This window comes from Mycobacterium sp. MOTT36Y (assembly GCF_000262165.1).
Taxonomy (GTDB): domain Bacteria; phylum Actinomycetota; class Actinomycetes; order Mycobacteriales; family Mycobacteriaceae; genus Mycobacterium; species Mycobacterium intracellulare.
This window is the reverse complement of sequence record NC_017904.1, coordinates 3,285,234-3,302,029: the sequence shown is the minus strand read 5'-3', so window position 1 is coordinate 3,302,029 and position 16,796 is coordinate 3,285,234. Positions and strand designations below refer to the sequence as shown.

The 16,796-nt window shown below is 68.1% G+C and carries 13 protein-coding genes, 1 tRNA gene and 1 pseudogene; 6 read left to right on the top strand and 9 right to left on the bottom strand.

Features of this window, described 5'->3' with window-relative positions; all coding sequences use genetic code 11:
• Window positions 1-28: 28 nt before the first annotated feature.
• Window positions 29-340, top strand: a complete 312-nt coding sequence (usfY, locus tag W7S_RS14855) for a protein UsfY (RefSeq protein ID WP_014385114.1) — start codon at window positions 29-31, stop codon at window positions 338-340.
• A gap of 26 nt (window positions 341-366) precedes the next feature.
• Here usfY and cydC read toward each other — a convergent pair whose 3' ends face one another.
• The 6 genes from cydC to W7S_RS14825 all read right to left on the bottom strand — a co-directional run bounded on the left by cydC (window position 367) and on the right by W7S_RS14825 (window position 8,320).
• On the bottom strand, window positions 367-2,040 hold the full coding sequence (cydC, locus tag W7S_RS14850; RefSeq protein ID WP_014711911.1) for a thiol reductant ABC exporter subunit CydC: 1,674 nt from the start codon (window positions 2,038-2,040) through the stop codon (window positions 367-369).
• Complete coding sequence (gene cydD, locus W7S_RS14845; RefSeq protein WP_081490163.1) at window positions 2,027-3,640, bottom strand: thiol reductant ABC exporter subunit CydD; 1,614 nt, start codon at window positions 3,638-3,640, stop codon at window positions 2,027-2,029. Before cydD ends, cydC begins: the two co-directional genes overlap by 14 nt.
• 62 nt (window positions 3,641-3,702) lie before the next feature.
• Complete coding sequence (gene cydB, locus W7S_RS14840) at window positions 3,703-4,743, bottom strand: cytochrome d ubiquinol oxidase subunit II (protein WP_014711909.1); 1,041 nt, start codon at window positions 4,741-4,743, stop codon at window positions 3,703-3,705.
• Window positions 4,744-4,785: 42 nt separating this feature from the next.
• Window positions 4,786-6,258 (bottom strand): cytochrome ubiquinol oxidase subunit I, encoded by a 1,473-nt coding sequence (locus W7S_RS14835; protein ID WP_014711908.1) that lies wholly within the window; start codon window positions 6,256-6,258, stop codon window positions 4,786-4,788.
• 86 nt (window positions 6,259-6,344) lie between these two features.
• Complete coding sequence (locus W7S_RS14830; protein ID WP_026071350.1) at window positions 6,345-6,950, bottom strand: DUF308 domain-containing protein; 606 nt, start codon at window positions 6,948-6,950, stop codon at window positions 6,345-6,347.
• 38 nt (window positions 6,951-6,988) lie between these two features.
• Complete coding sequence (locus W7S_RS14825; protein ID WP_014711907.1) at window positions 6,989-8,320, bottom strand: adenylate/guanylate cyclase domain-containing protein; 1,332 nt, start codon at window positions 8,318-8,320, stop codon at window positions 6,989-6,991.
• Between the two features lie 196 nt (window positions 8,321-8,516).
• On the opposite strand from W7S_RS14825, the gene W7S_RS26970 reads away from it, so the two are divergent.
• Entirely contained in the window at window positions 8,517-8,711 is a 195-nt protein-coding gene (locus tag W7S_RS26970; protein WP_131810781.1) for a hypothetical protein, read from the top strand.
• Between the two features lie 341 nt (window positions 8,712-9,052).
• Here the strand turns inward: W7S_RS26970 and W7S_RS14820 are convergent.
• A tRNA-Leu gene (locus W7S_RS14820) sits at window positions 9,053-9,129 on the bottom strand.
• Window positions 9,130-9,242: 113 nt separating this feature from the next.
• On the opposite strand from W7S_RS14820, the gene W7S_RS14815 reads away from it, so the two are divergent.
• Window positions 9,243-9,857: an ANTAR domain-containing response regulator gene (locus W7S_RS14815; RefSeq protein WP_008257686.1), complete on the top strand. Its 615-nt coding sequence runs from the start codon at window positions 9,243-9,245 to the stop codon at window positions 9,855-9,857.
• Window positions 9,858-10,028: 171 nt separating this feature from the next.
• Here W7S_RS14815 and W7S_RS14810 read toward each other — a convergent pair whose 3' ends face one another.
• Together W7S_RS14810 and W7S_RS14805 are read right to left on the bottom strand one after the other, a co-directional pair.
• A complete protein-coding gene (locus W7S_RS14810) occupies window positions 10,029-11,231 on the bottom strand; it encodes a lipid-transfer protein (RefSeq protein WP_008257683.1) in 1,203 nt (400 codons plus the stop codon).
• Between the two features lie 5 nt (window positions 11,232-11,236).
• Window positions 11,237-11,719 carry a Zn-ribbon domain-containing OB-fold protein gene (locus W7S_RS14805; RefSeq protein WP_008257680.1) on the bottom strand — a complete coding sequence of 161 codons (483 nt, stop codon included), beginning with the start codon at window positions 11,717-11,719 and terminating at the stop codon, window positions 11,237-11,239.
• A 164-nt stretch (window positions 11,720-11,883) separates the two neighbouring features.
• Here W7S_RS14805 and polA point away from each other — a divergent pair, with 164 nt between their 5' ends.
• The 3 genes and pseudogenes from polA to W7S_RS14790 all read left to right on the top strand — a co-directional run bounded on the left by polA (window position 11,884) and on the right by W7S_RS14790 (window position 16,740).
• Window positions 11,884-14,544, top strand: a complete 2,661-nt coding sequence (polA, locus tag W7S_RS14800; protein WP_008257678.1) for a DNA polymerase I — start codon at window positions 11,884-11,886, stop codon at window positions 14,542-14,544.
• Between the two features lie 13 nt (window positions 14,545-14,557).
• Window positions 14,558-15,187: a TetR family transcriptional regulator gene (locus W7S_RS14795; RefSeq protein ID WP_029384787.1), complete on the top strand. Its 630-nt coding sequence runs from the start codon at window positions 14,558-14,560 to the stop codon at window positions 15,185-15,187.
• Window positions 15,188-15,204: 17 nt separating this feature from the next.
• A pseudogene (locus tag W7S_RS14790) lies at window positions 15,205-16,740 on the top strand (carotenoid oxygenase family protein).
• Window positions 16,741-16,796: the final 56 nt, after the last annotated feature.

Genomic DNA, 16,796 nt, shown 5'->3' with positions numbered 1-16,796 from the left:
GTGGACACACGGGGAAAGGCGCTTTGTCATGGGTGACACGTTTCGCGACCCCATCGACCATGCGAGGACGACCAGGCCGCATGCGGGTGAGTCGCTGATCGACGTGATGAGCTGGCCGGGCTACCTGTTCATGCTGGTGGGGGTGATCGCCGTCTTTCGGTGCCTCGTCGCCCTCGGCACCGGCCACGAGGGCCGGAGCCTGATCGGCGGCGCGATCGCGATCGCGGCGATCACGGTCGGGTTGGTGTGGCTCAAGGTCGAACGCGGGCGGGTCCGCAAGCTCGAGAACCGCTGGTATGACGAGCACCCGGACGCCCATCGGCAGCGCCCGGCCAGCTGACCGCTGCCCGTCGAACACGCGTTAGTTCAGGCTTTGTGATCGACGCGCAGCTCGTCGCAGCCAATTCCCTTGGGCAGGTGGTGAGTGGCCACCACCACGGTGCGCTCGGGGGACAGCAGCCGGGAATCCGGGGCCAACAGGTCGCGCAGGACCTTCTCGGCGTCGGTGACGTCGAGGTGTTCGGTGGGTTCGTCGAGCAGCACGATCCGCGCGGGCGAGAGGACCGCCCTGGCCAGCAGCAGCCGCCGGCGCTGGCCCGCCGAAAGGGATTGCGCGCCACCGATCAACACCGTGGCCAAGCCCTCGGGCAAGCCGGCGAGCCACCCGCCCAGCCCGACGGCGCCCAGGGCCGCGGTGAGTTCGTCGTCGCGGCGGTCGCCGCGGGCGACCAGCAGGTTGTCCCGGATCGTGGTGGCGAAAATGTGCGCGTCCTCCGCGAAAAAGCCGATGGCGCAGCGCAAATCGGCTTCGTCGAACCGAGTCGCGGCGACGCCGTCGAGCAGCACCTGCCCTTCGCGCGGCGGCAGCAACCCGGCGAGCGTCATCAGCAGCGTCGTCTTCCCCGAGCCGCTGGCGCCGGTCACCGCCAACCGCGCGCCCGGGGGCAGGTCCAGCGCGACGCGGATCGAGCCTGCCGCGCTGTGACCCGAACGCACGTCCGCGGACAACCGGCAGGTGCCGACCGGCCTCGGTGTCGTCTGCGTGGCGTCGACGGTCTCGCGCGGGCCCTCGGCCGCCAACTCGAGCAACCGCCGCGCGGCGATCCGCGACCGGGTCAGCTGCACGGCCGCCGCCGGAAGCGGCGTCATCGCCTCGAAGGCGGACAGCGGCAGCAACATCAGCACGGCGAGCGTGGTGGGCGCGACCGCGGGTGCCAACCCGATCCCGGCCACCACCGCACCCAGCACGCTGGCCCCGACGGCCGCCGTGGTCATCGCCTCGGCAATGGCGGCCGGTTTGGCCGCGGTGTCCAGGGCGTCACCCCAGGCGCGGTGCCGGCGTCGCGATTCGGCGATGACGCCGGGGAGCAGGCCGGCGACGCGAAGCTCGGGCGCGTGTTCGAGCGCGACGAGCGCCGAGGTGTCGCGCTCGGAATGCTGCTGCCGCGCGATCTGCTCCTGGGTCGCGGCGGCCCGCGCGGCGAGTCGGGGAGCGACGAAACCGGCGATGAGCAGGCAGATGGCGAGCACGACGGCCGCCGCCGGCGAAATGGCGGCGACGACCGCGGTGGCCGCGAGCGCCAGCACCGCCGCGACGCCGATCGGAACCAGGGCGCGCACCAAGACGTTCGCCAGCTCGTCGACGTCGGCGCCCACCCGGGACACCAGCTCACCGCTGTGCAGCCGGACGGCGGCCGCCGCGGGCCCACGCGCCAGCCGCTGATAGACCTGCACCCGGGCGGTGCCGGCGGCGCGCAGGGCCGTGTCGTGGGTGACCAGGCGCTCGCAGTAATGCAGCACGGCCCGCGAGATCGCGAACAGGCGCACCGCGACCGCGGCGACCGAGAGGTCGAGCACGGGCGGCATTTGCCAGGCGCGGGTGATCAGCCACGCCGCAACACCGGCCAGCGCCAGCGCGCTGCCCAGCGAGAGCACCCCGAGCGTGATCGCGGCCAGCACGCGCGGCAACCGGGGCCGCAGCAGCGCCGCGGCGGCAAATAGGGGTTCAGGGCGAGTCGCCGCCGAATCAGGCCGGGGCATAGCGCACCCCACGGTCGGCGATCACCTCGACGACCCGATCGCCGATGGCCAAAACCGGCTCGCGGTGCCCGACCACGATCACGGTCGCACCGGCGCGCGCCCGCGCCGCGATGGCCCGCAAGACCCGTTCCTCGGTGCGCGCGTCCAGGTGCGCGGTCGGCTCGTCGAGCAACAGCACGTCGGCCGTCGATTCGAGGGCCCGCGCGAGACCCAGCCGTTGCCGCTGTCCCAAAGAAAGCCCGACGCCGCCGCGCCCCAGCACGGTGTCGCCCCCCTCGGGAAGCTCGGCCAACACGGCGTCGAATCCGGATACCGCACAGGCGGTTTCGCGGTCCTCGAGCTCTCCGAGCAGCGCCAGGTTGTCATCGACGGTGCCGGGCACGAGCACCGGGCGTTGGGGCAGCCAGGACAGCTGAGCCCACCACCGGGCCGGCTCGAGATCCGCGACATCGACCCCGGCGACGGTGACCCGGCCCGACGAGGCCACGGTGATGCCGGCGATCGCCTGCAGCGTGGTGCTTTTCCCGGCACCGTTGCGCCCGGTCAGCACGGTCACGGCGCCGGGCTCGATCACCGCGTTCAGTTCCCACGGCGCCCGACCGTCGCGGCCGGCGACGGTGAGACGTTCGAGGCGGATCGGCGCGCCGCGCGCGGTCACCGTCCGGGTGCCGCCCTTGGCCGGGGTGTGCTCGCCGATGAGGGCGAACGCCGCACCGGCCGCGGCCCTCCCGTCTTGAGCGGCATGGAACTCCACGCCGATGCGGCGTAGCGGCCAGTACACGTCCGGCGCCAGCAACAGCACCGTCAACCCCGTGGTCAGGGTCATCTCGCCGAACACCAGGCGGAGCCCGATTCCGACGGCGATCAGCGCCACCCCCAGGGTGGCCAGCAATTCCAGCACCAGAGCCGACAGGAAGGCGATCCGCAGCGTCGCCATGGCCGAGCGGCGGTGCGCGGCGGCGAGTTCGGCGATGCGCTGTTCGGGGCCCGCGCCGCGTCCCAACGCCCGCAGGGTGGGGATCCCGGCGATCAGGTCCAGCAGCCGCGCCTGCAGGGTGGTCATCGCGGTCAGGGCGGCCGACGAGCGGTCCCGGGTCGCCAGCCCGATCAGCACCATGAAGACCGGTATCAGCGGCAGCGTGATCGCCACGATCGCCGTCGATTTCAGGTCGTAGGCCGCGATCACGGCGACGGTGGCCGGCGTCAGGATCGCGGCGAGCAGCAACGTCGGCAGGTATCCGGTGAGGTAGGGCCGCAGGCCGTCGAGTCCGCGGGTGACCACCACCGCGGCGGCGTCGCGTTGCGCCGCGAGCTCACCGGGCTGCCTGGCGGTCACCGCATCGAGCACCCGGCCGGACAGGTCGGCGATGACGGCGCTGGCCCCCCGCTGCCCCAACCGGGCCTGAAACCAATGCCCTATCGCGCGAATTACCCACAGCGCCAACAGGAGTGAGAGCGGACCCCACCAGGCGTGCAGGCCGCGCGCGGGGGGATCGTCGACGACGCGTGCGACGATGCGCGCCAACACGATCGCCGAGCCGATCGCGCAGCCGGAGATCAGCACCCCGCAACCCACCGCGGCGACCAGATAGCGGCGCAGCGCCGCCGATGCCCGCCACAGTCTCGGGTCCAGTGGCGCCCGGCTCGCGCGGTCGTTACCGCTCAGGACGGGCGCCTTGCCAGACCGATGGGTGCGGGTATCCGCTCGGCCGAGATCCGTTGCCGGAACACCCAGTACGTCCATGCCTGGTACACCACCGTCAGCGGCGCCATGAAGGCGGTCACCCACGTCATGACCTTGAGCGTGTAGTGCGTCGACGACGCGTTGTAGATGGTGAGACTCCACTGCCTGTTCAAGGTCGAGGGCACCAGGTTCGGATACAGCGAGCCGAACAACAGGATCACCACGGCCGCGACGACCAGCGCGACGCACGTGAACGCCCAGCCGTCGGAGGCCCGCCGCCACACCAGCAGCACCGCGGCCACCTGCGCGACCACCGCGGCGGCCAGCACCGCCCAGGTCCAGTCTTTGCCGTACGCCAGTTGCGTCCAAAGTCCAAAGCCCGCAACCAGTCCGGTCACCGGCAGCGAGAGCCACACGGCGAACCGGTGGGCGTCCTCACGGATGGCGCCGGACGTCTTCAACGCGACGAACACCGCTCCGTACAGCAAGAACAGACCGGCGGTCGCCAAGCCGCCCAACACCGTATACGGGTGCAGCACGTCGGCGACCGACAGGTGAATGTGGCCCGCGGCGTCCACCGGAAGCCCGCGGACCAGGACGGCGAACGCGACACCCCACAAGACGGCCGGCAGCCACGAGCCGGCAGCGATGCCGAAATCCGCCCAGCCGCGCCATTTTGTGTCGTCGATCTTGCCGCGCCACTCGATCGCCACGGCACGCACGATCATGCCGAACAGGATCGCCAGCAACGGCAGGTACAGCGTCGAGAACACGGTGGCGTACCAACCGGGAAAGGCGGCGAACATCGCCGCACCGCCGACGATCAGCCACACCTCGTTGCCATCCCAGACCGGGCCGATGGTGTTGAGCGCCGTGCGCCGCAACGGCTCGGCCTCACCGATGCCCGCGCGCGCGAACGGCTCCATCAACATGCCCACGCCGAAGTCGAAGCCCTCGAGGATGAAGAACCCCAGGAACAGCATCCCGATGATGCCGAACCACACTTCTTGCAGTCCCACTGCGATCAGCTCCTTTCGGCGTCGATAAGCCCCATCACGCCCTTAGTAGGCGAACGACAGGGGCGCCACCTCGTCAGCGTCGGGCGCCTGCGGGGGAGCGGGTTCCGCGTCGTGTTCCAGCGGCCCTTCGACGGTGTAACGCTTGAGCAGAAAGAACCACACGACCGCCAGCACCGCGTAGACGACGGTGAAGGTCACCAGCGACGTGATGACCATGCCCGGCACGTGGTTCGACACGCCTTCGCGGACGGTCATCCGGACCAGCGGGTCACCGGTCGGGTTCGGAGCCACCACCCATGGCTGCCGGCCCATCTCGGTGAACACCCAACCCGAGATGTTGGCCAAAAACGGCGTGGGAATGGTGAGCAGTGCGAACCAGGAAAACCAGCGGCCCTTGGGGGTTCGCCCGGCGCGGGTCAGCCACAGCACGGTCAGGGCGAACACCACGGGGAACACCAGGAACCCGATCATCAATCGGAACGACCAGTAGGTGACGAACAGGTTCGGCCGGTAGTCGTCGGGTCCGAAGCGGTGCTGGTACTGCTGCTGCAGCTCGTTCACCCCCTGCAGCGTCACGCCGCTGAGCTTGCCCTCGGCCAGGAACGGCAGCACGTAGTGCACCTTGATCACTTCCGTGACGCTGCCGCAATTGTTGTGGGTGCCGATGGTCAGCACCGAGAAATCGGGGTCGGTTTGTGTGCGGCACAACGCCTCCGCCGACGCCATCTTCATCGGCTGCTGGACGAACATCAGCTTGCCCTGGCGATCGCCGGTGAAGAACAGGCCGACCGCGGCGAGCAGCACCACCCCGCAGCCCAGGATTGCCGCGGGGCGAAACATGGTGCGGGCCTCGGTTTCCGCGGCGGGGGCGGTGGATTCGGTCCTGCGTGAGCGCACCATCCACCACGCGCTGACGGCGGCGACGAAGGTGCCGGCGGTCAGCAGCGCTCCCGCCACGGTGTGTGAAAACGCCGCTTGCGCAGTGTTATTGGACAGCAGGGCGAAAATGCTGTCCAGCTCGGCGCGCCGTGTCGCCGGGTTGTAGTGCGCGCCGACCGGGTGTTGCATGAACGAGTTCGCCGCGATGATGAAGAACGCCGAGGCGTTGACACCGATCGCGACGATCCAGATGCAGGCCAGGTGGAGCAGCTTCGGCAGCCGGCTCCAGCCGAAGATCCACAAGCCGATGAACGTGGATTCGAAGAAGAAGGCGAACAGCCCTTCCATCGCCAGCGGTGCACCGAAGATGTCGCCGACGAACCGCGAATACTCGCTCCAGTTCATCCCGAACTGAAATTCCTGGACGATGCCGGTCGCCACACCGATGGCGAAGTTGATCAAGAACAGCTTGCCGAAGAACTTGGTCAGCCGGTACCACGCGGTGTTCCCGGTAGCCACCCACACCGTCTGCATGATGGCGATCAGTGGGGCCAAACCGATCGTGAGCGGCACAAAGATGAAGTGGTAGACGGTAACAATACCGAACTGCCACCGCGAAATATCGACGACATTCATCTGTCATCTCCCGACTGCGGAGGCCCGATCAACGGCTACGACAGAGTGTAGTAGATGGGTAGGCGCCTGCGCCACCGGCGCGCGCGTCAGCTGCCGAGCGAGTTGGACGCCTTGCGGATGCCGAAGGCCGAAATGACCTCGAAGATCCCGATGACCACGAACCACGCGCCGACCACGATCGCCAGGGTGACAATCGATTCGAACGGTGACGCCACGACCACGATGCCGGCCAGCAGGCTGAGCACGCCGAGGAAGATGTTCCAGCCCCGGCCCGGCAGGTGCGGGTCGCTGACGGCCGAAATCGTCGTGGCGACACCACGGAAGATGAACCCGATGCCAATCCAGATGGCCAGCAGCAGAATTGCGTAACCCTGACCGAAGTGGCGGAACGCGAGCAACGCCAGAATCAGCGACGCGGCCCCGCTGATGAACAACAAGACTCGGCTCCCCGCCGAGACGTGCAGTGAGAACGCGAATACGACCTGCGCGATACCGGTGATGAGCAGGTAAACGCCGAAGGCGACGGCGGCCACCAGGATGGAAATTCCCGGCCACGCCAACACCAGGACACCGAGGACGATCGACAGAATTCCCGACAGCAGAGCGGATTTCCACAGATGCGGCAGCAAGCTTGGAACGGGGTGGGTTCCAGGAGAGCCAGGGGAGATAGTCATGGCCGCAGTCTGACACAAACGCGGGCCCTGGTACAGGGACCGTGCAGGGGCTTTGATCAGACGTGGACGGTGTGTGGTCGCCCGGTGAGCAGGTCGGCGGGCTCTTCGTCCGCCTTGCGGCCGATGAGGTACCAGGTGCGCATAACGCCCTTGCCCTTGACTTCGATGCGGCCGCGCTCCTGCAGGACGAACTCGTTCTTGAGTCGCTCGTACATCGCCTCGGGCACCTGGATTCGGCCCACCGAATCGGTGGATTCCATCCGCGACGCGACATTGACCGCGTCGCCCCAGACGTCATAGAAGAAGCGGCGCGAGCCGACGACGCCCGCGACCACGGGCCCGCAGGCCATGCCCATCCGCAGCGCGACCGGATCGCCGTGCGGATCCTTCAGTGCGGCAGCGATATTGGCCATGTCGAGCGCGAAATCGGCAAGAGCGAAGGCGTGATCCGGCCGAGCCCGCGGGACCCCGCTGACCACCATGTAGGAGTCGCCGCTGACCTTGATCTTCTCGAGGCCGTGTTTGTCGACCAGTTCGTCGAAGGCGCCGTACAGCCGGTTCAAGAACCGCACCAGGTCGGCCGGGGTGGTGGTGCTGGCGCGTTCGGTGAACCCGACGATGTCGGCGAACAGGACGGAGACCTCGTCGTACTTGTCGGCGATGACGCTGCGCGACGAGCTCTTGAGACGCTCGGCGATGCTGCCCGGCAACATGTTGGCCAGCAGCGCTTCCGAGCGCTCGTACTCGGCCTCCATCACCGCCTCGGCGCGCTGCGTGTCGCGCAGCGCGAACCACACCGCCACGAACACCATCACGCAGGCGGAGACGATGGTGACCACGAAGGTCATCGACTGCGCCCACGCCGGCTGTAATCCGGTGTCGCGGGGGACCAGGAACTCCAGGGCGATCACCAGCCCGGCCCCGACCGCCGTCAGGCCGGCCGCCAGCACGGTGTGTTCGATGCCCAGCAACAGCACCACCAGGCACGCCCCGACCAAAAAGAAGAACTGCGCGCCCGTACCCGTGCCAGCGTCCCAGGTGCTGACGAAGACCGTGACGTAGGCGGCGCCGATGAAGGTGAGCGGCGCGATGAGGTCACCGAAACGGTGCAGCCACGGCACCGCGGCGAAGATCATCGCGGCGAGGGCGTTGAGCGAGATGATCTGCCACGTCCAGACTCCGGTGATCAACTGCAAAGCGACGAAGTCGACGCAGACCAGCACGGCCAGCCACGCGGCAATCGCGAGCACCCGGTATTGGCGCGCGGCGCTGTCGGCGTAGTGCTGGTTGCGGGCGCGCGACTGGGCCCGCGCCGCGGCTACACAGTCCGGGCGCTTCGACGAGCCGTCTGGCCATCGCGGTGGGCCACCACAATCCTTGGCCGCCACGCAGCAAGCCTAACCGCTGAGCAGGGTATTTGTCGGCTGTCTAATGAATATCACCGTTTTCGCCCCCGTAAGTTTCCGGATCTGATAACCATCTAGTTATCGGGTTTTTGTCGGGTTACGAGTCATTTGGTTCGGTTATTCAACACGTGTTGGACGCTCTGCGTGACGCGTGTTCGCCTCGACTAAGGGGTGCCTGATGGCGGTTCTCAGAAGAATCGTTCTTGCGTCGCTCATTGCCCTTACCGCCATGCTGATGGACGGCTGCAGCGTCGCCTGTAGTGATCCGAGTTGGCTGCTACGGGTGGCCGGCGATTCCATCGGCAATTACACCGCGGGGCCGGAGGTTTCGGCATCCGGCCAGGTGTGTGTCACGCGATCATTCGGCGACTGACGGTTCCGAGCCCGCCCGGGGTTCCCGCGGATCGCCGGGACCGCTAGCGGGGCCGACGGTGGACGTCACCGATTCGATTCGGGATCGTCGCCACCGAAATCGCGATCGGCCGCGTCCTGCCCGCGCCGAATTATGAATTCAAGTGATCTTTTGCGCGCCATATTCTTGCCTGCAATACGAAGAGCTATAAATGCGCAGAGTTTATAAATGCGGCCGAATTCATACCATTGGAAGGTATTGGACTCGATATGGAAACTTGTGAACCGGTTGCGTCGGCCGGAACCGCTACTTCGGTACCGAAGAAAGCCGGCCGAGCCGATGGCGCCACCGACCGCGGTCGCTGGTGCCCTCGGTGAGATTCGAACTCACACTGGACGGGTTTTGAATCCGTTTCCTCTGCCAGTTGGGATACGAGGGCGTGCCGGCCTCTTACCTTAGAGGCAGCCTCCCACCATAGAGGATTTGGTGTCCTCACCTGCCACACCGCCCCCGCGCACGCTGGTCTGAGGCGTTCGCGACACAATATTCGTCATGACAGGCCCCACGACCGACACCGACGCCGCTGTGCCGCGCCGGGTCCTGATCGCTGAAGACGAAGCGCTCATCCGACTGGATCTCGCCGAGATGCTCCGAGAGGAGGGTTACGAGATCGTCGGCGAGGCCGGCGACGGGCAGGAAGCCGTCGAGCTGGCCGAGCGCCATCGGCCGGACCTGGTGATCATGGATGTGAAGATGCCGCGCCGTGATGGCATCGACGCGGCCTCGGAGATCGCCAGCAAGCGCATCGCACCGATCGTCGTGTTGACCGCGTTCAGTCAGCGCGACCTGGTCGAGCGGGCCCGGGATGCGGGGGCGATGGCCTACCTGGTGAAGCCGTTCACCATCAGCGACCTGATCCCGGCCATCGAATTGGCCGTCAGCCGATTCGGTGAGATCGCCGAGCTGGAACGCGAGGTGGCGTCACTGTCCGATCGGCTGGAGACCCGCAAGCTCGTGGAGCGCGCCAAGGGGCTGCTGCAGACCGAACAGGGGATGACCGAGCCCGAGGCGTTCAAGTGGATTCAGCGGGCAGCCATGGACCGGCGAACCACGATGAAGAGGGTGGCCGAGGTCGTCTTGGAGACCCTGGACCCGCCCAAGGAATAGCTCTCGGAGTACCCCGAGGAGCACCCGATCCGTCGAGTGTGAATCGTTGGCTTTGGATGTGAACCCCCGGCGGCGACACGCCGACAATCCGCGCCCACGCTTCACACTGAAAGCCGTGGCTTCACACTCAAAACCGTGGCCGCACAACGCAAGCCAACGCGGCGGCAATCCCTAGCGGGCGACGATCACCGACGAACCGTGCCCGAACAGCCCCTGGTTGGCGGTGATGCCGACCGTGGCGTTTTCCACCTGCCGGCCCGTGGCCCGACCGCGCAGCTGCCACGTCAGCTCGCAGACCTGAGCGATCGCCTGCGCGGGGATGGCCTCGCCGAAGCAGGCCAGCCCGCCGGACGCGTTGACGGGCACCCGGCCGCCGATCGTGGTGGCGCCGCTGCGCAGCAGCGCCTCGGCCTCGCCCTTGGGGCACAGGCCCAGGTGTTCGTACCAGTCGAGCTCGAGCGCGGTGGACAGGTCGTAGACCTCGGCCAGGCTCACGTCCTCGGGCCCGATGCCCGCCTCGGCATAGGCCGCGTCGAGGATATGGTCCTTGAACGCCCGATCGGGTGCGGGCACCGCGGCGGTGGAATCCGTTGCGATGTCCGGCAATTCGGGCAGATGCTGCGGATAGTTCGGGGTGACCGTGCTGACCGCCCGCACCGACGGCACACCGGCCAGCGAGCCGAGGTGTTCGCGGGCGAACTTCGCGCTGGCCACGATCAGCGCGGCCGCGCCGTCGGAGGTGGCGCAGATGTCCAGCAGCCGCAACGGGTCGGCCACCACCGCGCTGGCCAGCACGTCCTCGACCGACACCTCCTTGCGGTACCGGGCGTTCGGGTTCTGCAGGCCATGCCGCGAGTTCTTGACCTTGACCTGGGCGAAATCCTCGAGCGTGGCGCCGTAGAGGTCCATCCGCCGCCGCGCCAACAGCGCGAAGTACACCGGGTTGGTGGCGCCGATCAGGTGGAACCGCTGCCAGTCGGGATCGTTCTTGCGCTCACCGCCGACCGGGGCGAAAAAGCCCTTCGGCGTGGTGTCGGCGCCGATGACGAGGGCGACGTCGCAAAAGCCGGCCAGGATCTGGGCGCGGGCGCTCTGCAGCGCCTGCGAACCGCTGGCGCACGCGGCGTAGCTCGAGCTGACCGGCACGCCGTTCCACCCGAGCTTCTGGGCGAACGTCGCGCCCGCGACGAACCCGGGGTAGCCGTTGCGGATGGTGTCCGCGCCGGCCACCAACTGGATCTGTCGCCAGTCCAGGCCCGCTTCGTTCAGCGCGGCCCGGGCCGCGGCCACCCCGTATTCGGTGAAGTCGTTGCCCCACTTGCCCCAGGGGTGCATCCCGGCGCCCAGGATGTACAGCGGTTCGGGAGCGCTCATGGTCGTCATTTGCGCCGCTCCTTCTCATCGCTTCGCTCTGCATCGTCGCCGGCGCGCTTCCACGCGTGCACGATGCGCTGCACGCCGTCGTCGTCGGTGTAGAGCGGCATGGTGGTCAGTTCCATCTCCGTGCCGACCTTCAGGTCGGCGGCCAGCGTGCCCTCGACCACCTTGCCCAGCACGATCAGGCCCTCCTCGGCCAGCTCCACGGCGGCGACGGCGAACGGCTCAAAGGGGTCCGGCGACGGGTAGGGCGGCGGTGGCGCGTACCGGTTCTCGGTGTAGCTCCACAACTTTCCCCGCGTCGACAGCGCGACCGATTCCAGCGTGTCGCTGGCGCAACCCGGATTGGGGCAGTTGTTCGCCCGCGGCGGGAAGACGTAGGTGCCGCACTCGGGGCACTTGCTGCCGATCAGATGCGGGACACCGGCGTCGTCGGTGGCGAACCATCCATCGACCGCCGGTTCTTGTCGGATGACTTCTGGCACCGGGCCAGCGTACCCAGCCCGCGCACAAAACTGAAACGTGTTGCAGTTCTGCGGACGGCGCGGTCGGGGCGCGCAACTCGTCACACCGGGTGCCTAAAGTGAAAGCCGTGCCCGCCACGAAAACCGCTACGAAGGCCAGCGAGGAACAGACCAGGCCGACGCTCATGCTGCTGGACGGCAACTCCCTGGCGTTCCGGGCGTTCTATGCGCTGCCCGCCGAGAACTTCAAGACCCGCGGGGGGCTGACCACCAACGCGGTCTACGGCTTCACCGCCATGCTGATCAACCTCCTGCGCGACGAAGCCCCCACCCACATCGCCGCGGCCTTCGACGTGTCGCGGCAGACCTTCCGCTCCGAGCGCTATCCGGAGTACAAGGCCAATCGGTCGGCGACGCCCGACGAGTTCCACGGCCAGATCGACATCACCAAGGAGGTCCTGGCCGCCCTGGGCATCACGGTGCTCGCCGAGCCGGGCTTCGAGGCCGACGACCTGATCGCCACCCTGGCCACCCAGGCCGAAAACGAGGGCTACCGCGTGCTGGTGGTCACCGGCGACCGCGATTCGTTGCAGTTGGTCAGCGAGAACGTGACGGTCCTCTACCCCCGCAAGGGGGTGAGCGAATTGACCCGCTTCACCCCGGACGCGGTCGTCGAGAAGTACGGACTGACGCCCACGCAGTACCCCGACTTCGCCGCGCTGCGCGGCGACCCCAGCGACAACCTGCCCGGCATCCCCGGTGTGGGGGAGAAGACCGCCTCCAAGTGGATCGGCGAGTACGGGTCGCTGCAGGCGCTGGTCGACAACGTCGATTCGGTGCGCGGCAAGGTGGGCGACGCGCTGCGCGAACATCTGGCCAGCGTGATCCGCAACCGCGAGCTCACCGATCTGGTCAAAGACGTGCCGCTGGCCCAGACTCCCGACACGCTGCGGCTGCAACCGTGGGACCGCGACCAGATCCACCGGCTCTTCGACGACCTGGAGTTCCGGGTGCTGCGCGACCGGCTGTTCGAAACCCTGGCCGCGGTGGAGCCCGAGGTCGACGAGGGCTTCGACGTGCGCGGCGGCGCGCTGGAAGCCGGCGAGCTGGCGGTGTGGCTGGCCGAGCACAGCTCGGGGAAGCGCTTCGGGCTGGCCGTCGTCGGCACCCACCTGGCCTACGACGCCGACGCCACCGCGCTGGCCATCGTCTCCGCCGACGGCGAGGGCCGCTACATCGACACCGCGACGCTGGATCCCGAAGACGAGGCGGCGCTGGCGTCCTGGCTGGCCGACCCCGGGCCGCCCAAGGCGCTGCACGAAGCCAAGCTGGCCATGCACGACCTGGCCGGGCGGGGCTGGACGCTGGCCGGCGTCACCTCCGACACCGCGCTGGCGGCCTACCTGGTGCGCCCCGGGCAGCGCAGCTTCTCCCTCGACGACCTGTCGCTGCGCTACCTGCGTCGCGAGTTGCGGGCCGAAAACCCTGAGCAGCAACAGCTTTCGCTGCTCGACGACACCGACGGCACCGACGACCAGGCGGTGCAGACGCTGCTTTTGCGTGCCGTGGCGGTGCTGGATCTGGCCGACGCGCTCGACGAGGAGCTGGCCCGCATCAACTCCACCTCGTTGCTCAGCGGCATGGAGCTGCCGGTGCAGCGGGTGCTGGCGGGGATGGAAAACGCCGGCATCGCCGTCGATTTGGAGTTGCTGACCGAACTGCAGAGCGACTTCGCCCACCTGATCCGCGACGCGGCCGAAGCGGCGTACGCGGTGATCGGCAAGCAGATCAACCTGGGCTCGCCGAAACAGTTGCAGGCGGTGCTCTTCGACGAGCTGGAGATGCCGAAGACCAAGCGCACCAAGACCGGATACACCACCGACGCGGACGCGCTGCAGTCGCTGTTCGACAAGACCGGTCACCCGTTCCTGCAACATCTGCTGGCCCACCGCGACGCCACCAGGCTCAAGGTCACCGTCGACGGGCTGCTGAATTCGGTGGCCTCCGACGGGCGCATCCACACCACGTTCAACCAGACCATCGCGGCCACCGGCAGGTTGTCCTCGACCGAGCCGAACCTGCAGAACATTCCGATCCGCACCGAGGCCGGCCGGCGGATCCGCGACGCGTTCGTGGTCGGCGACGGCTACAGCGAGCTGATGACCGCCGACTACAGCCAGATCGAGATGCGGATCATGGCCCACCTGTCCAAGGACGAGGGACTCATCGAGGCGTTCAACACCGGGGAGGACCTGCACTCGTTCGTCGCCTCCCGCGCCTTCGGCGTGCCGATCGAGGAGGTCACCGCCGAACTGCGCCGCCGGGTCAAGGCCATGTCCTACGGGCTGGCCTATGGATTGAGCGCCTACGGGCTGTCCGCCCAGCTCAAGATCTCCACCGAAGAGGCCAAAGACCAGATGGAGCAGTACTTCGCCCGGTTCGGCGGAGTCCGCGACTACCTGATGGCCGTGGTGGAACAGGCCCGCAAGGACGGCTACACGTCGACGGTGTTCGGCCGCCGCCGCTATCTGCCCGAACTCGACAGCAGTAACCGCCAGGTGCGCGAGGCCGCCGAGCGGGCGGCGCTCAACGCGCCCATTCAGGGCAGCGCCGCCGACATCATCAAGGTGGCGATGATCGAAACCGACAAGGCGATCAAGGACGCCGGGCTGTCCTCCCGGATCCTGCTGCAGGTGCACGACGAGCTGCTGTTCGAGGTCGCGGCGGGGGAGCGCGAGCAGCTCGAAGCGTTGGCCCGCGACAAGATGGGCGGCGCCTACCCGTTGGACGTCCCGCTCGAGGTTTCGGTGGGCTACGGCCGCAGCTGGGACGCTGCGGCGCACTGACAGGCCACCGTCGATGCCCCCGGCAAAGCGCAGTCGTGGTCGCCCGGCGGGCTCGCGGGTGGATCCCGGCGCGCGGCGCTCGGAGCTTCTCGACGCCGCCGAGCGGGTGATCCGCGCCAAGGGGCCGTCCGCCGGACTGGTCGACATCGCGGGCGAGGCCGGCTTCGTCCGCTCGGCGGTCTATGCCATGTACCCCGGCCGTGACGCGCTGCTGGCCGAGCTGAGCAAACGCACCTCGCAGCGGCTGCTCGCCGAAATCACCACTCGGGCAGCCGGTTCCACCGACCTCAGGGAGCGGATGGCGTTGTTCTTCGACGTGATCAGCGCGTGGATGGAAGCCGAGCCGAATCTCTACCGGGCCCTCACCGGTGACCCGTCGACCAGTGTCTTCGAGCAGCTGGCCGGCGCGGTCGAATGGATGCTGGCGTCGTCGTCGGGCTCCGAGGCCGCGCGCATGGCGGCGGCCCCCTGGTCGCGGGCCATCGTCGGGTCGGCGGTGGCGGCCGCGGAATGGTGGTGCCGGACGGGAACCATGCCGCGGGAGGCGCTCGTCGAACACCTCACCGCGCTGTGCTGGGACGGCGGGGCGGCCCTGCCGTTCAACGCCGACGACATCAAGACCATTGACAACGCCCAGCGATAATAGACACACTGTCTTTTATGGCTCTGGCAGACGTTCAAGCTCCGTCGCGGTACTGGGAAAACATCGTCGGCGAAACCGACGTAGACGTCACCGAAATCACCGGGACGATCCCCGACGGGCTCCTCGGCACCCTGTACCGGAACGGGTCGGGCCGCTGGAATCTCGGATCGACGCAGGTCGAGGGCATTTTTGATGCCGACGGGATGGTCAGCGCGTTCGTGCTCGACGGGTCGGGGGTGCGTTTCCGCAACCGCTTCGTCCGCACCAAGCACTACCTGAGGTCGACGGCGGCCGGACGGCTGGTGGACCGCGGCTTCGCCTACCAGCGCGACGGCGGCGCGCTGGCGAACGCGCTGCGGCTGCCGGCCAACACCGCCAACACCAGCGTCATGGTCAACCGCAACCAGCTGCTGGCGCTCTGGGAGGGCGGACCGCCGCACGAACTCGATCTCGACACCCTGGACACCATGGGGCCGTCAAACCTCGGCGGGGCGCTCAAGGGTGCGGTCCGGGCCTATTCGGCGCACTACACCTACGACCCGGCCACCAACACCAAAATCAACTTCGGGTTCGACCCGTACTTCCCGCGGATCGACCTGCGCCACGCGCTGCGCGGGGCCCGCGGTCGCGAGCGGTGGCGCCGGCTGCGGGAGCTGGCGGGCGAGGCGGTGCCGCGGATGCGCCTGCGGCTCTACGAGACCGGCGCCAACGGTGTGACCCGCTACCTGCGGGCGGTGCCGCTGCCGGGGATGGGCGTGGTGCACGACATGGCGTTGACCCGGCGCTACGCGATCTTCGTGGTGTCGCCGCTGCGGATCAACCCGTGGGCGCTCGTCGGCCACCAATCCTATTGAGACTCCATATTTTTCAAGCGGGATGCGCCGTCGTACTTCGTTCTCGCGCCGCGCGACGGGGGCCGGGTGCGGGTGGCCGAGACCGATCCGTTCTATCACTGGCATTTCACCAACGCATATGACGACGGCGACGATGTCGTCGTCGAGCTGCCACGGTTCGTGCCGCAGACCTACGCGGGCATGAAGAAATACACCGCCCACATCCGGTCCGACATCGCCCAGGTCGACGACTACGGGGCCATCGACGACGCCGTGGTGCTGACGCGGTTCCGGATCGCCCCGTCGGGGCGCGTGTCCCGCGAGCCGTTGGCCGATTTCGGGTGCGAGTTCCCCCAGATCGACGAGCGGCGTTCCACGACCCGGCACGACGTGTCCTACGTGACGGTCCAGGACCCGGCCAGGTTTGCAGGCCAGGGAATCGCCCGCATCGATCACCGCACCGGCGCGGTCCAGACCTATTGCCCGCCCGGGGACGTGCTGGTGGAGCCGACGTTTGTGCCGCGACCCGGCGGAACGGCCGAGGACGACGGCTGGCTACTCACCGTCGGATACCAGGAATCGCAGCATCGCAGCAGGTTAATGGTGGTCGACGCGGCCCACGTGGCCGACGGCCCGATCGCGGAGGCGTGGCTGCCGTTCCACGTGCCGATGAGCTACCACGGCGCCTTCACCAACCGGGTGGCCCATCGAACCGGGTGAGCCGCCGGGACTGGGTTTGGCCAGCGTGTGCACAGTCGAGTAGCCTCGATGGGTAA

What these genes read in the sequence shown, in the direction of transcription:
- W7S_RS14810 (WP_008257683.1), bottom strand. Translation starts at nt 11,231, where the DNA reads ATGAGCGCTCCCGAACCGCTGTACATCCTGGGCGCCGGGATGCACCCC.
- cydC (WP_014711911.1), bottom strand. Translation starts at nt 2,040, where the DNA reads ATGCCCCGGCCTGATTCGGCGGCGACTCGCCCTGAACCCCTATTTGCC.
- W7S_RS14835 (WP_014711908.1), bottom strand. Translation starts at nt 6,258, where the DNA reads ATGAATGTCGTCGATATTTCGCGGTGGCAGTTCGGTATTGTTACCGTC.
- usfY (WP_014385114.1), top strand. Translation starts at nt 29, where the DNA reads ATGGGTGACACGTTTCGCGACCCCATCGACCATGCGAGGACGACCAGG.
- W7S_RS14815 (WP_008257686.1), top strand. Translation starts at nt 9,243, where the DNA reads ATGACAGGCCCCACGACCGACACCGACGCCGCTGTGCCGCGCCGGGTC.
- W7S_RS14795 (WP_029384787.1), top strand. Translation starts at nt 14,558, where the DNA reads ATGCCCCCGGCAAAGCGCAGTCGTGGTCGCCCGGCGGGCTCGCGGGTG.
- polA (WP_008257678.1), top strand. Translation starts at nt 11,884, where the DNA reads ATGCTGCTGGACGGCAACTCCCTGGCGTTCCGGGCGTTCTATGCGCTG.
- W7S_RS26970 (WP_131810781.1), top strand. Translation starts at nt 8,517, where the DNA reads ATGGCGGTTCTCAGAAGAATCGTTCTTGCGTCGCTCATTGCCCTTACC.